5 protein-coding genes and 1 pseudogene are annotated in these 16,298 nt (G+C 69.7%); 4 read left to right on the top strand and 2 right to left on the bottom strand.

All coding sequences use genetic code 11. The annotated features are described in order from the left end of the window. The first annotated feature begins 640 nt into the window (after positions 1-640). The 4 genes and pseudogenes from ABD371_RS08335 to ABD371_RS08320 all read left to right on the top strand — a co-directional run bounded on the left by ABD371_RS08335 (position 641) and on the right by ABD371_RS08320 (position 13,232). Complete coding sequence (locus ABD371_RS08335) at positions 641-8,011, top strand: LamG-like jellyroll fold domain-containing protein (RefSeq protein WP_344474404.1); 7,371 nt, start codon at positions 641-643, stop codon at positions 8,009-8,011. A 68-nt stretch (positions 8,012-8,079) separates the two neighbouring features. Then, positions 8,080-8,601, top strand: a complete 522-nt coding sequence (locus tag ABD371_RS08330; RefSeq protein ID WP_381734132.1) for a hypothetical protein — start codon at positions 8,080-8,082, stop codon at positions 8,599-8,601. Positions 8,602-9,070: 469 nt separating this feature from the next. Further along, a pseudogene (locus ABD371_RS08325) lies at positions 9,071-9,613 on the top strand (SGNH/GDSL hydrolase family protein); the annotation flags it as partial. A 376-nt stretch (positions 9,614-9,989) separates the two neighbouring features. Beyond that, the gene (locus ABD371_RS08320; protein ID WP_344474402.1) at positions 9,990-13,232 is read left to right on the top strand and encodes a GDSL-type esterase/lipase family protein; all 3,243 of its coding nucleotides are present in this window, start codon (positions 9,990-9,992) and stop codon (positions 13,230-13,232) included. 126 nt (positions 13,233-13,358) lie between these two features. Here ABD371_RS08320 and ABD371_RS08315 read toward each other — a convergent pair whose 3' ends face one another. Continuing rightward, entirely contained in the window at positions 13,359-14,909 is a 1,551-nt protein-coding gene (locus tag ABD371_RS08315) for an MFS transporter (RefSeq protein ID WP_344474400.1), read from the bottom strand. Between the two features lie 11 nt (positions 14,910-14,920). Further along, positions 14,921-16,282, bottom strand: coding sequence for an ATP-grasp domain-containing protein (locus tag ABD371_RS08310; protein ID WP_344474398.1), 1,362 nt, complete (start codon positions 16,280-16,282; stop codon positions 14,921-14,923). Positions 16,283-16,298: the final 16 nt, after the last annotated feature.

Below are 16,298 nucleotides of genomic sequence, written 5' to 3'. Positions count from 1 at the left end.
CCGTGCTGGTCGTCGGCACCGTCGAGGTCCGTTCCTCGCTGGCGGCCGGCGTCGCGCGTGCCCCGGCACAAGCTTCGGAAACGTGTCCGTGCTCAACCGCGGCTACGAGGAGCCGGCGGAGCGGCTGAACTCGGTGGGGCGCAGATCGAGATCTTCCGTGACATCTGAAGGGCGACGGAAACCGAACAATTGACTTATCGGGCGGTCGATCTTCGAACGATCATCACGCGGGGACACACTTTCCTCACCGGAATCGTTCCTGCATCGGAAATCCTTGTCCGGATGCGCACCCGGAGTTCCAGTCGGGCCCGCCGGGGCCCGCCCGCCGCTCCCGAGTGCGTTCGGGCCACCCGGGCGAGCCGCCCGCGTGCGTTCGCGCCGCCGCGCGCCATGTCCCCCGGGCGGTGGCAGGGGCCCCGCCGCGCGTTCCGGCCAACCCGCCGCGCGCGAGCAAGGCGCTCGCGGAGGTCACGGAGGGAAAGGTTCCCACTTCATGACCTCGCGTTAATCGGTCATTGGCGTTCCGTTCGATATCTGGACACCTTCGTCACGTGTTCGACTTTCCCTCGTGCTTCCGGTCCTCCTTCCGGAATCCAACCCGTGCACCGCGGACACCACCGGCATGACAGAACGGATTCCCATGACCTCCGATCAGAGTCTGCTGAAGACCTACAGCGACCGGGTCTACCGCCACACCACGATGGTCCGTCACCAGGGCACCGCCCTCGCCTTCGCCCTGGACGAACAGCGGCGCATCGTCTACACCGTGCTCGACCTCGCCACCCAGGACCCCTCCCGGGGCGAACTCGACTCCGCCTACTGGTCCGAGAACCCCACCGAGCTGCCCTTCCCCCGGGAGATCGTCAAGGTCGGCCACGGCGTGGTCGGCGCCACCGTGTTACCCGTGGTCAAGAAGGGAGGACGGACCGAGGCCGGCGACAGCGAGGAACTGGAACCGGAGGAGACCGACCGCTTCCTCTCCACCACCGCCCGGCTCACCGCCGCCGTGCCCTTCCAGGTGCTCTCCGACGGCACCCATGTGGTCGTCCTCCGGCAGGCCGTCGGCTCCACGCACACCGACGCCCTTTTCACCCTCAGCGGCGGCGGGGTCTCCGGCGACCCCTCCCGTACCGACTACGTACTGACCGCCGGGGCCAAGGCACCCCTGGTCGCGGAGACCCTGCTGTGCGACCGCTTCCTGCTGGTCGACGGGCGGCTGAAGCCGGTGACGGAGGTGCGGTACAAACGCAGCCGCCACCGGACGGAGCCCGACTCGGCCAAGGACAGCCTGGGCGCCGCCGACATGGACGGCAGGCCCTTCCACGAGCCCACCCAGGAGCTGGCGTTCATCCGGAACCTGACCGAGGGCCGGTTCACCGCTGTCCTCACCCCCACCGCCGTCCAGGGACAGCAGCGCTGGCAGCTCTTCGCGTACAACGGCTCCACCCGGCGCATCGACTCCTTCAATGTCGAGCAGGGCTCCGACGGCCTCTTCAACACCCAGGGCAGCCGCTACTGGACCAGCCCCGACGCCCGCTACCGGGCCTCCGTCTTCGAACGCTCCCCGGGGCTCTGCCCGTTCACCAGCAATCCCCTGGTCCCGGTCGCTCCCGAGGGCCAGCTCGCCGAGACCGCGCTCACCTTCAACGGGACCAACGCTTTCGGCGCACTCGGCACCGCGGAGAAGCTGAAGTTCCGGGGCCAGGCCTACACCGTCGAGGCATGGGTCAGGCCGCAGGCGGCGGGAGGTCCGGTGCTCGCCCGCTGGACCGGCTCCGGACAGGGCGGCTTCCAGCTCAGGATCACCGCCAACCGCGATCTGGTGCTCGACCACAGCGGCGGCTCGGTCACCGCCGCCCAGGCGATCACCGTCAACGCCTACTCCCATGTCGCCGCCGTCTTCGACGGCAGGGTCGCCAGTCTCTATGTGAACGGCGAGTTCAGGACCAGCGCGACCCTCGCCTACCCCACCGACGGCACGGCCGAACTCCGTGTCGGGGCCAACCAGGCAGGCGGGTTCCTCCAGGGGAGCCTCGACGAGATCCGGATCTGGAACAGGGTCCGCTCCCGGTCCGAACTCTCCGACGAGCGCGGCTACCGGCTGATCGGCAACGAGCCGGGTCTGATCGGCTACTACCGGTTCGACGAGGGCTCCGGCACCTTCTTCTACGACCAGACGGACAACGCCACCCAGGGCACCCTGACCGGCACGACCACCTGGGTCACCTCCGAGGCCCCGGTCGGCGACCACCCCGGCATCCGCCGCGACAGTTTCACCCTCGCCGGGCGGGATGTGGTCTCCGGCCTCGCCGCCTCCCTCTACTACCAGCAGGAGAACGTCACCTCCGGCTACGAGGAGGCCGCCAAGCCCGCCAAGCGCCAGGCCCGGGTGCTGCTCGCCTGCGCCACCCGGCCCGGCGGCAGCACGACGGCCGACGCCCAGGTCGCCACCGTCGACTTCGCTGTCGGGGTGGACGGCCGGCTCGCGGCCATCCCCGATGTCGTCACCCTCGCCGAGGTCGGACGCCCGGTCGAGGAGACCTCGGACCGGGTCAGCGCCCAGGAGCGGAAGATCCCGCAGCTGGAACAGGAGATCTCGGTCATCGAGACGGAGATCGCCAACCTCACCAGGGAGAAGGCGACCCTGGACACGGAGATCGCGGCGGCCCAGGCGGGTGCCGCCAACGACCCGACGAAGTGGTCCGTCCGCCTCCGTACCGGTTCCAGTTCCTTCACCACCTCCTATCTGTCGACGAACTACGGGAGGGCGGCCGCCGGGGAAGGACTGCGGGGAGAGCGCTCCCCCGCCAACTGGAATCTGATGGCGCTCCCCGGGGTCGCCGGACGCTACAACAACCCCGTCGCCGTCCTGGTCCGGATGGACTCGGGCGGTCTGGTGGCCGAGGCCCAGGGCACCAGTGCCGTCCTGGCCCAGTACTCCCTCACCGGGACCATCCCCGCCTCCGCGCAGTGGTACGTCCAGGGCAGCTGGGGATCGTACGTACAGCTCCAGAACGTCGCCACCGGCACCTGGCTCGCCTCCGGCAGCCTGAGCGCGGACGCCTACTGGCCCTACACCGTCGAAAAGGTCGGCATCGCCCCCGACCCCTTCACCCAGATCAAGATCGACCGGGTGGCCGTCCTCACCACCACACTGACCCAGCGCACCCGCGATCTGGAGGCCAAGCGGGCCGAGGCCGTCCTCGCCCGGGAAGAGCTGGCCCGGCTCACCAACGGCCTCCTCGGCGCGGCGGAGCTGGTCCTCCCGGTGCCGCACATCGCCCTCGACACCAGCGGGCTGAGCAGCGCGGGCGCACTGCTGGGCTTCGCCCGCACCGCCACCACCCCCCATCTGACGGAGAGCGCCTCCGGACGGGTGGTCCTCTACTTCCACGGCACCAACGGCCAGTTCTTCGCCGCCTATCTCGACACCTCCGTGGTGAGGGGCGCGCAGCAGCTCACCGGGAACGGACTCACGACCCTCTTCACCGCCCGTGACCCCGGGGTCGACCTGGGCACCGCCCAGATCAGGATCACCGACTCCCTGGTCAACAACGCGGCGGTGGCCGGGCTCTGCGACCTCACCATCACGCGGGGGAGCGACACCGAGACCTTCACCCGGCTGCCGCGCCGCGCCCGCGACCTGGCCGCCGTCGTCAACGGCACCTCGGAGGAGCCGGTCGCGGTCGGCACGGTCGCCAGCGTGAGCGGGGACCAGGTCCGCCTCGCCCAGCCCAGCACGCTCGCCGTCCCCGCCCCGTCCTATCTGCGGATCGGCGACACCACCTATCTCGTCACCGCCGCCGCCCCCGTCGGCTCGACCACGGTACGAGTGGTGCCCTCGCCGCCGGCCGGACTGACCGCGGGAACCACGGTCACGCAGACCCGCTACGACACCGCGCGGGCCACCGCCTCCCGCCCCGGTACCTCCCTGGCCAAGGGCTCCCAGTGGATCACGGTCAGCGCCGACAAGGCCGATCTCACCGTCCCCAACGGCACCGCGAGCAACCGGATCACCGGCTACGGCAGCCGCTGGCGCGGGGACTCCCCGGGCAGGTCCTTCCTCTTCGACGGTACGGCCAGCCGGCTCTCCCTCCCCGCCGAACGGCTCGACCAGGCCACCGCCGGCGGCGATCTGACCATCGAGGCGTGGATCAAGCCCGCCCTCGCCCGCTCCCCCCGCTCCCGCGTCGTCCAGCTGCGGCGCGGCGAGACCAAGGCCACCCTCGCCCTCACCGACGCCCCGCTCGCCGGAGGCATCACCCTCGGCAGCGGCGTCGCGGCCGATATCGCCGGAGCCGACCCGACCGGCGGCGACTTCACCGTCGAACTCTGGCTCAGGCGCACCGCCGGCCGGACGGTCGAGGACATCGCCGTCTCCTGCGGCAGCAACGGACTCGCCATCGGATTCACCGGCACCGGGGCCTTCACCTTCGGCTTCACCGGACAGGTGCTGACCACCACCGGCACCACCACGGACGGGGCCTGGCACCACTGGGCCGTCACCTTCGAACGCGCCACCAGGACCCAGATCATCCTGCGGGACGGTGTGGAGGTCGGCCGCCGCACCGCCACCGCCGTCCCCTCCGGCACCGGCCCCCTCATCGTCGGCCGCGCCGACACCGGGAACCGCGCTGCCTTCTCCGGACACCTCGCCGAGCTGCGCACCTGGAGCACGGCCCGCTCCGCCGCCGACATCAACGCCGACAGGGGACGCCGGGTCTGGCCCCGCGAACCCGGGCTCACCGGCGCCTGGATCTTCGACTCCACCCGCCCCACGACCAGTCAGCTCACCGACATCAGCGGCCAGGAACGCCATGGCCAGGTCTGGGGCACCCCGGCGGCGGCCGAGTCCGCGCTGCGCAGCTACCGGGTCCACGCGGCCGTCGGCGACAAGACACGGAGCAGCCGTGAGGTCTACACCTGCGGGGAGTGGTCCCATCTCGCGGTGGTCCACGAGCAGTCCTGGGCGCTGCGCTTCGACGGATCGTCCTGGGCCGAGACCCCGGACGCCGACCAGCTGGACGTGACGGGCGATCTCACCCTGGAGGTCTTCGGCACCGTGGACGCCCTCGGGGGACGCCAAGGGCTGGTCTCCAAGGGGCGGCTGGGGGACGGGGAGGGCGGCAGCGTCCCCTACCAGTTCGCCGTCCGGTCGGACGGGAAACTGGAGTTCGCCTTCGAGGAGCCCGGCGCCGTCGTCAAACGGTTCACCTCCACCACGGCGGTCACCACCGGTGTCTTCCACCGGTTCGCGGTGGTGCGCCGGGCCGGGCGCGCCACCGAGGAGATCAAGGGCACCCGCCAGATCACCTACACGGACTCCGCCGGTGCCGCCCAGACCAGGAACGTCGACGTGGTCGAACGAGTGGACGCCAAGGCATGGGACGACATCCGCTTCGTCGTCGACGGTACGGAGATCGGCACCGTCCGCTACACCGGCCCCGGCCCCCGGGGCAACGACGGGCCGCTGGAGATCGGCCGGGCCCTGGAGGGCACCGCCGTCCACGCCTTGAAGGGCACCATCGGCGAGGTGCGGATCTGGGGCAGGGCACGGGACACCAACCAGCTCGGCACCGCCCTCCAGCCCCGGGACGAAGGGCTCCTCGCCCGCTGGACCTTCGAGGAGAACGAGGGGAACACCACCGCCGACATCGCCGGCGGCCACGACCTGAAGCTCCGCCGCGCCCGCTGGGCCACCGATCCGGACCCGCTGGCCAGCCGGTTCCTGATCTACCGGAACGGGCAGGCCGTCCCCCTCGACACCCCCGCCGCCGGCTCGCTGGGCGACTGGGGCGACGAACAGCTCACGCTGGGGGCCGTGGTCCGTTCCGGGACGGCCGGCGAGTTCTTCGACGGCACCCTGGAGGAGGTCCGCGTCTGGCGCACCTCCCGAACCCGCGAGCAGCTGCTCGACAGCCTCTTCACCCGCCTCAAGGGCGACAAGCAGGACCTCATCGGCTACTGGCCCTTCGACAGCGACTCCACCACCGCCACCGCCGAGACCGTACGGGACCACTCGCTCCGGGGGAACCACCTCGGCCTCGGTACCGATGCCACCCGGCCCCGGGTGGTGCTCTCCACCGCGCCCGTCTCCAGCGACACATCCGCCGTCCGCTCGGCGCTCGCGGGTGTCCGCACCCCCTTCCACCAGTCGATCTCCGCTCCGCCCGGCTCGGTCGAGTACGCCGATCTCCAGTACACCGCCAGCGGTGAGGCTTCCGGGGTGCTCAAGCGGGCCTACACCCACCTCAGCGACGGTGCCTGGCATCTGACCACCGGCTACAAGGTCGGCGAGCTCGTCAGCGAGTGGGTGGGCCAGGTGCAGTTCGATCCCCAGCTGATCGGCTACATCGAGGGTGCGCCACCGGTTCCGTCGGAGAACCTCACCGGCGGTACCGACCCCACCGGTGCCTCCTCCGTGACCTTCCGGCAGGCGGACGAGGTGACCTCCACCCTCTCCTCGGGCCGTGAGCGGAGCGTCAGCGCCGCCTTCAGCATGGCGGCGGGACTGGAGGTGGACGCCCAGGTCCTGATGATCCTGGCGCCGCTCGGCTTCGGTACCGGGACGCCCATCGCGGATGTGTCGGTGAAAGCACGGATCGGGGGGAGCTTCGAGTTCTCCAACGCCTGGACCGACGAGACCTCCGTCTCCCAGGGCACCAGCACCACCCGCGACACCACCGCCGGCCTCACCGGGGCCTGGGAGAATCCCTCCTCCCTGCTGAACGGCGACATCGGCCGCCGCTTCGTCCCCACGAACAACGGCTACGCCCTCGTCCAGTCCGAGACCGCCGATGTGTACGCGCTCCGTCTCGCGCACTCGGGGGCCCTGGTGGCCTACCGGATCCTGCCGAATCCGGACATCCCCAAGGACTGGAACATCATCACCTTCCCCATCAACCCCCAGTACACCAAGCAGGGCACCCTGGACGGCGCGGTGGGCTTCAACGCGCAGGGCAAGGTGCTCGACCCCTCCTACGCCAACGCCTCCCAGCGCGGTGAGCACAGCTACTTCAAGCCCCGCGAGGCATACACGATCAAGCGCCGGATCCTGCGGGAGCGGCAGGAGCTGGAGAACTACTACAACAGCGTCTCCACCGAGACCCACGACCCCGACCCCACCGGGGAGCGCGCGGGCAAGGTGCTGGAGTCCTTCGTGGGCGCTCCGCCGGACACTCCCGGGAGGAAGGCGCCCACCGAGTCAACCGGTGCCTTCGCCAACCGGAACATCGCCAACACCTATGTCTGGACCGCCGACGGCGGCTTCTTCGCCGAGACGACCGGGACCACCGACGTGGTGACCGAGACCATTGGCGGCTCCTACAGCGTCTCCGGGTCCGTGACGGCCTCCTTGGAGGCGGGATTCGAGGTCGCCGGGGTCGGCGTCGGCCTCCAGTTCGACGCCTCCCTCGGCGGCGCGATGACCGTCACCCGCCAGCGCGCCAAGGAGTCCACCCGCACCCACACCCTGGAGGTGGTCTGCGACCCGACCCGGGACCTCCAGAAGTACGAGAACGGACAGCCCAGGTACGACTCCGCCAACAAGCCCGTCCTCGTCCCCGGCAAGGTGGACGCCTACCGTTTCATGACCTTCTACCTGGGCCAGGACACCGACCACTTCGACGACTTCTACCGCAAGGTCGTCGACCCCACCTGGCTCGCCAACAGCACCGTCCCGAACGCCACCGCCCTGCGACAGGCCCGCCACAGCTCTCGCAGGCCCCCGTGCTGGCGCGTGCTGCACCGGGTCACCTACGTCTCCCGGATTCTGCCGGCCGTTCCTCCGGCAGGAGCGCCCCCGCTGGACGGCGCCCTCCGCTCCGTCGACATCCCCAGCAACTACGAACTCATCCGCCGACTCGACCCCTACGTCTCCACCGCCACCACCTCGCAGTCCGCCCTCGCGGACGCCACCCGTACGGCGCTGACCACCCATCTGCCGCAGCTCCTGCCGTATGCCCAGGAGATCGCGCAGTTCCTCACCAACTACTACGGCGTCACCGACTGACGACCGGGAATCGGCGCCCCGTCCGCCCGGGTCTCCCGGGCGGACGGGGCGCTTCACCGTGCCGGGCCGTGGATACGGGCCTCAAGGAGGGAGGCGCGGTCGTAGTCGCCGAGGCCTGTGCCCAGGAGCAGGCCGCCGAACAAATGCCCGAGCGTCGACAGTGGCCTTCTGTCATTCTGCTTGCCATGTCCGCACGAAATCGAAGACTGCCCCGGCACCGTGCCTGGCCATTAACCACCACCGACATCAACGAGTGCCTCGGCCCCTGCATGAACCGAGTCACGGACCTGGCATTCCTCACCGGACATGACAGCGGGACCATTGTCCTGGGAGCAGCATGGACCGCTCCGAACCCCCGCAACTACGGCCGTGGCATCCATCCGGACAGGGTCGGCTTCAGCATTGAGGTCCACCCTGTCGATGCCACCGAACGTGCGGCCACCCGCGCTGTTCTACGAGCGCAGGCCCTCCCGCAACTCCACGAATGGATCACGCAGGCGATCGCTGCCGACGAGACCTGGCGATGGACTGACCACCGGCACTACTGGCGGCTGACCGACGGCCACCTCGTGCACGGCGAAGAAGCGTGAGACCGATTCCAGGCTGCACGCACCCGGCATTCCGATACGAGCCGGGTACCGGTGGGTTCATGCTGCGCCCGGACTCCGCGGCCTGGGCGACGAAGGCACGGGACCGCGCTGTTGACCAGCGGAGGCAGGAGCGGCCGGACCGTGGCGACGCCCACGCCGACCCGCCCCGGGGTCCTCCGCGCCGGCACCGATCCGGTCCAGGCCGTCGGGCAGCACCAGTGCCCCGGCCCACCGGGGCGCGCACCGACACCACCGGCGCGGACTGGTGCGGTGTTCAGGCGTTGGTGGGCGAGACGCCGCGGTGGGATGTTGAGCCGATGTGTCGGGCCTGCGGGTTCGTCCTGGCTGTGTGTGGCGGTGAGCTGCCGGAGGAAGTTCGTGGCCGACTGCTCTCCGAGAACGGGCGAGCCAGGTTGAGGGTAGCCCCGCCGACGAGGAACGCCGCCGTCATGCGGGTGCTGCGGGCGGAGCCACCGCCGTCCACCTGGACACCCTGCCCACCAAACGCTTCTACCAGGGCTTTCCGCCCCCGCCGGACGGCGTCTACGACCTCCTGATCAAGGGCCGGCTCACCGCCCGGGCCACCGTGGACGGCGGGAACCTGCGCACCATCACCGACATGCGGACCCAGACCGCGGAGTTCACCCCCTGGACCGGCGGGCACCGCCCACTTCACCGATCTGCCCGCCGGCGTCAAGGACATCGAGATCTGGCTCCCGCACACGGAGATCACCGAGCTCATCGCCCTGCGCACCGGCGCCCCCGTGCTGTGCCCCACCCACGAGAACACCCCCGGCCCTCTGACGCCGGACCTCTCCGGCGGCACGCTGACGTTCAGGACCCCAGCCTCCACTACCTCGACGGACTCGACCTCTACGGACAGAGCGACCACGACGAGTTCCCGCTGCCCGACGCGATCCACCCCGGCCCCGAAGGACACCGTCGCATCGGCGAGAACTTCGCCAGGCTCGCCTTCGCCGGCGACGGGCCCTTCGCCCCCGCCACCGGTTGACAACAGCCCGACCCTCCAAGTGCCGACCGGGCGCGAGTCGCACCAGCGCGATCCCGGGGCGGGCGGCTGTCGTGGCGGCGAAGGAGCTAGCTGTCGGATGCCGGAAACGGAGTGCGATCATCGTGCTGGCTCTCGGACGGCGGTCGGCATCGGAAGTTTCGAGGGGCGGCTTTTCCGGGATGCCGGGCTGTCCGTGTCCTCGTGCTGCCGTACGGGGACCTTGTACACAGGGTCAGTTGGCAAGGAAAGGAAGGCGGCGGCGTCCGCTCTGGACCCCGCCGGCTTCAGTCATCAATACGACGTAAAGGTAGCAACTGTGCGTTTTCTGCCGCGGCATGGGCTTTCGCCGCTAGCCGTACCTTCACCTGGAAGACGGGTGTTCGCTCCCTGGCGGGACGGGACGGCGCTGACCTGTGTGCTGGCGCTCCTCGCGGGCCTGGTGACGGTGATCGCCGCGGCATCGCCGGCCTCCGCCGCCCAGCCGGACCGCAAACGGTTCATGGCGACGTTCAACATGCTGCACTCCACCGCCGGCGGTGACATGTGGGCGGCGGTCGCGGAGATCTCCCGCGGCTTCGGTGTCGTCGCCCTTCAGGAGGTCCCGCGCAACGGCCAGCTCGTGCCGACTCCGCCCAACTTCCCGCACGGGAGCACCCTGCTGAGGCAGATAGGTACGGGGATCTGGGAGTACGAGTGGCGAATCGGGAGAGGTGCCGACGACGTTCGGTACATGTATCTGGCCACTAATCCCACGCAGCCTCTCGGAATCGTTACCACCCGGCGGGCGGACTACGTAGAACTGGTTGCGCATCCGACCATTCCGAACTCTCGTCCGGCGCTGTTCATCGCGCACAATGACATCCGGATGGCGTACGCCTCGATCCACGCCTTCTCCGGAAACGGCAACGACGGGGTGGGGTTGGTCAATGCGGTACGTGACGCGACGACAGCCTACGGGTCCATGAATCCCCCGCCTCCGGGGGGAGATCCGTGGAACTGGGCGGTTCTGGGAGACTACAACCGTGCCCCCGCCCTGATGCGCAATGATGCCAACCTGCCGCAGGGTGCGACTGTGGTCAGCCCCACGCAGAGTTCGCAGCAGGGGGGAAACACGCTTGACTACATGGTGACGTCGGTGGGGGCGAACTTCTTCAACGCGTCGACCGCGGCTCCCTGGAGTTCGATCCGCAACAGCGGAAGCGACCACCAGCCCGTGCTGTTCAGCCCCATGAGGGGTGAAGGGGCGAACCAGGGCTGGACCTACCGCTTCACCAATCCCACCGGACCCAAGAACTCGGCCATCTCCATCCCCGGCGGCACCACCGTGAACGGCGCCGCCGCAGTGCGAGAGGCGTGGAAGCGCGAACTGAGCCAGGTCTGGAGGGCCGAGGACTTCGTCTCCGACGGATCCAGCATCGCGTACAAGCTGATCAATGCGCAGACGGATAAATGTCTCACTCTTGACGCGACGCTCAACACCGTCCATCAGGCCGAATGCCGCGACAGGGACTCCCTGAACCAACTGTGGCAGTACCACCCGGTGGGCCGGAATCTCCAGAGCATGGAAACGTCCGCGGGCGTAGGATTTGTCGCCCGGTCGACGGATCCCGCCAACGGGAGTCTCACCACCGGCACCTATACATCCCCAGCCCCTGATGAGTATCAGTGGACCATGGAGCCCATCGACCTCCGGCACTGGAACACGGGCGGCTTCCCCGCCGGTGACAAGGACGCAAATCCCGTATACGTCAAGGACGGCAACGCGAACCAGAAGCTGAAGGCAGGCACCGACCATGTCTCGGGAGGGCATGCCGACCACAACGACAATGAGCATCACGGCGACGAGTTGTGGAATCACCAGCCGTCAGGCGTCGCGGGCGGACGCCAAATGGTCAACGTAAGCACCCAGGAATGTCTGACAAGCCCGGCCTCGGGTCAGGGGAAACCCACGATGGAGCCCTGCCAGTCCGGCAACCGGCACCAGGCGTGGGAGTACGTCAACGGGCATCTCATGGGGATCGCCGTGGGAGCCGTCGTCATCCTTTCCGGCGGGGAACTCGTGATGGCTGCGGCCGCGGCGGTCATCGGGGTGATGAGTTTTATCACCGGGCGCAAGCTGGGCGGGCACGTCAGCCTCGCGGTGATGCCGTTGGGTGACTCCATCACCTTGGGAGTGGGCAGCAGTACACGGAGCGGCTACCGGCCCGCGCTCAGCCAGATGCTCGCCAAGGACACCTCGGCGGTGACATTCGTGGGTTCGATGCGGGACCCGGACGGCACCCGGCACGAAGGCCATTCGGGGTGGCGCATCGACCAGATCAGCGCGAACATCGACCGCTGGATGGCTGACGCCAAGCCCAATGTGGTGCTGCTCCACATCGGCACCAACGACATGAACCGCAACCACGAGGTGGCCACCGCACCCCAGCGGCTCGGCCGGCTCGTCGACCAGATCCACGACGCGTCCCCGGCCACCGTGATCGTGCTCGCCTCGCTGGTCCCGGCCGCCGACCCGGTCGTGCAGGCCCGGGTCAACGCCTACAACCGAGCCATCCCCGGCATCGTCGCCGATCGCGCCGCGCGTGGCTACCGCATCGCCCAGGTCGGCATGGACGAACTGTCGGTGGCGGACCTCAACGACAACCTCCACCCGAACAACAGCGGCTACGCCAAGATGGCCCGCTCCTTCCAGGGCGGCATCGCCACGGCTTCGCAGAGGAACTGGATCGTCCCGGAGGTCACGGTCAAGCCCGCGCCCCCCGAGGCGGGCCAGGGTGAGGCGGCCGGTGACTACCGCGCCGATGTCAACGGCGACGGCCGCTCGGACTACCTCGTCGTCCAGGACAACGGAGCGGTGCAGGCGTGGGTGAACTCCACCGGCGCGGACGGCAGGGTGAAGTGGTCCGACCACGGCACCATCGCCTCCGGCTCCTCGGCGTGGACCGGTGCGCAGGTGCGGTTCGCCGATGTCGGGGGTGACGCCCGTGCCGACTACCTGATCCTCGCGCCCACCGGAGCGGTCCGCGCGTTCATCAACCAGGGCGGCAACGGCCGTGGAGGCTGGCTGGACAGGGGCACCGTCGCCACCGGCTCCTCGGCGTGGACCGGTGCGCAGGTGCGGTTCGCCGATGTCGGCGGCGACGCCCGCGCCGACTACCTCGTCCTGTCCTCCACCGGAGCCGTCCAGGCATTCATCAACACCACCCGGCCCGACGGAACGCTCACATGGGACGACCACGGCACCATCGCCTCCGGATCCGCTCAGTGGACGGCCGAGGACGTGCGGTTCGCCGACGTCGGCGGTGACGCTCGCGCCGACTACCTGATCGTCGAGGAGAACGGAGCAGTCCGCTCCTACCTCAACCAGGGCGGCGACGGCCGTGGGGGCTGGCTGTACGCGGGCACCATCGCCACCGGCTCGGCTTCCTGGAACGCGACCCAGGTCCGGTTCGCCGACGTCGGCGGTGACGCCCGCGCCGACTACCTCGTCCTCGCCGACAACGGGGAACTGACCGGGTTCCTCAACGTCACCAACGCCGCCGGCCGGACCACCTGGGCGGCCCAGGGCGTCATCGCATCCGGAACCGGCAACCCCGGACACCGCGTCAGAATCGGATGATCCCGTAAGGCCGCGAGGCCGCGGCACCGTGGGGTCACAGTCCTCCAGGACTGTGACCCCACGGTCTTGCCCGCCGGCCTCTGCCGGTGGCCGGTCGTCCGCTGTCCGTCGTGCGGCCCCGGCGGGTCAGAGAACCTTCTGCGGGGTGGGTTCCGTCTCCTCCGGCCGTACGGATGTGCTCCCGCGCAGCGTGAGGGCCGTCGCCACCGCGGTCACGGTGACGATCGCCGCGGCTGCGACGGTCGTCACCTGATACGCGCTGATGAAGGCGTCCTTGGCGGCGGAGGCGATGGCCCGGCCCGCTTCTCCCGGTGTCGCCCCGGCCACGTGGACGGCCTCGCCGATGGAGTCGGACGCCTTGTCGGGCACATCCGCGGACACCGTGGACGGCAGGGTGAAGGAGCGTCCGTAGAGAGCGGCCATGAGACTGCCCAGCAGGGCGATCCCGAGCCCCGCGCCGACCTCGTACGACACGGACTCGACCGAGGCCGCGGCCCCTGCCCGGTGTTCTGGCGCGCCGGTCATGATGGCGTCGGAGGCGACCGCCTGGACGGCCCCGTGGCCGGCGCCGATGAGGATCAGGCAGCCCGTGAGGGCCGGCGAGGTGCTGTCGGCGGCGGAGAGGGCGATGCCCGCGTAGCCCAGGCCGGCCAGGCCGAGGCCGCCCGACACGACGGTCGACAGCGCGAGCCGGGAGGAGAAGAAGCCGACCAGAGGGGCGGCGGCGAACGCGGCGACCGGCATGGGGAGGAGGAAGAGCCCGGCTTCCCCGGGGGACATCCCGATGACGAACTGCAGATGCTGGGCCAGTTGGAGTTCGAAGCCGACGAGCACGAAGACCGGAAGCACCGAGGCGATGACACCGGCGCGGAAGTGCCGCTCGCGGAAGAGCCTCATGTCCAGCATGGGGTGGGCCGACCGCAGTTGGCGGCGTACGAACAGCAGGGAGGCGAGGAGCCCGATCAGACCCGGCACCACGATCCCGGCGAGTGCCCCGTCTTCCTGGGCGGCGGACTTCACGGCGTAGACGACGCCGACGATTCCGGCCACGGCGAGTACGGGGGAGGCCGCCTCCCAGGGTTCCTTCTCCTTCGCCGGCCGGTTGCTCAGCAGCAGGCCGACGAGGAGGAGGGCCGCCACGACGACGGGAATGTTGATCAGAAACGCCGATCCCCACCAGAAGTGCTCCAGCAGCAGCCCGCCCGCCACCGGACCCACGGCCGCGCCGCTCGCGGCGATCGCGCTCCAGACGCCGATGGCGACGGCCCGCTCGCGGGTGTCGTGGAAGACCTGCCGGATGATCGCCAGCGTGGCCGGGATGATCATCGCCGCGCCGACGGCCAGGGCGGCGCGGCCGGCGATCAGCGCTTCGGGCGTGGTGGCCAGGGCGGACAGCCCGGAGGACACACCGAAGACACCGAGCCCGAGCAGCAGCAGCCGCTGATGCCCGACCCGGTCCCCCAGGGGGCCGGTGATCAGGACCAGCCCCACCATGACTAAGGGGTAGATGTCGGCGATCCAGAGAACCTCGCGGGCCGACGCCCCGAGGGTCTCCGTCAGCGAGGGGACCGCGACATTGAGAATCGTCGCGTCCGCCGCGACGGGAAGGAAGCACCCCGCCACCGTGGCCAGGATCAGCCAACGCCTGCTGTGCTCTGCCCTTGTGTCTGGGCTCATAAGATCTGACCTCAACCTTGCCGGATTCTTTCGTGGACCTGGTCGACCAGGTCGTGGAACTCTGTCATCGAGGATGCGTAAATCACCGTGCCCAGGCGGCCCGCGGCGAGACCGGACAGTTCGCAGGGCACGACACCGCTCTTCGCCTCCAGGGGGGTACGGACCAGCGGTCCCAGCAGGCGGACCACGCCCTGCGCCGGGAGGCCCGCGGGGAGACCGGAGAAATCGAAGTTACCAATGGTGCAGGTGTCCAGATAGCCGGGGCCGAAGAAGTGCACCCCGAAGTCGTGGACATGGGTGGAACCGGTGCGCCGGGCGTTGAGGTCCAGCATGAAGACCTCCCCGTCGGGCCGGGCGACCGCGTCGATCCCGAAATGCCCGCGGTAGCCGCGCTGCTGGAGCTCCCGGGCCACGGCCCGGCTGCCGGAGACGAAGTGCGGGTACCACGCCTGCTGGGCCAGGGAGGCGGAAGTCACGTTCCCCCGGAGGCGGGTGGGGCCGTCGAACAGCATCTCGCAGACATGGGTGAGTTCGGGCGCGCCGTCGTGAGGATCCGGAACGATGTACTCGACGGACGGGAAGACGACCCCCTCCCCGGTGATGTACTCCTCGACGACGATCGGGTCGTCCCCGTAGTAGGGGCTCTCCGCCACCGCGCGGGCGATCCTGTCCGCGCTGTCTCCCGGCTGGAAGACGAGCAGCCCCACACTGGCCTCGCCCTTGTCCGCCTTGACGATGCAGGGCCGTCCCGCCGACAGCAGCGCGGAGGCCGCGGTGACCACCTCGGCGATGCCCGCGCAGTGGGACCCCTGGGCGATGCGGCAGCGGCCCTCGGCCAGTCCCGCGCCGGCCGCGAGGTCGCGCAGCCCGCTCTTGGTGTCCAGGAGATCGCGCAGCCCCTGGTCCGCGCTGCTCTCCGGCACCTCGACGGTGACGCTGAACTCCCGCGCCATGACGTCGACGAAGGCCCACAGATCGGGCGTCGTCGTGTGCGGTACGAGTCTCAGCCGCCGGCCGTCGCCCGCATGCTCGCGTATGCGGTCCATCAGCCGGCGGTCGCCCAGGATGTCGGCGAAGAGAGAGCCGGACGATTCATCCGGACAGTCGTTCACCATGCCCCGAAGGCCGAGGAACCGGGACTGCCAGTCGAGTTCGGCGATCGGGGAGGAGGTGATGATGAACTTTTCCGTGGGACGCCAGAAGATCGCCTGGTCCTGCTGCGCGTAGCATTCCGAGACAAGGGTTTCGGCTTTGATTCCGGGTGCTCTTCCGGCGATCCCCCGCAGGGTGTCGACGGCGTTCGAGACGCAGAGGGTGGGAATGTACCCGCCCCGCTGAGTGACGGTCGAAGTCGGATCCGAAAATTCCTGCACAGTCACTCCCGGTCTA

It is taken from the genome of Streptomyces amakusaensis (genome assembly GCF_039532665.1).
GTDB classification, from domain to species: Bacteria; Actinomycetota; Actinomycetes; order Streptomycetales; family Streptomycetaceae; genus Streptomyces; species Streptomyces amakusaensis.
This window is presented reverse-complemented; position numbering and strand designations above follow the sequence as displayed.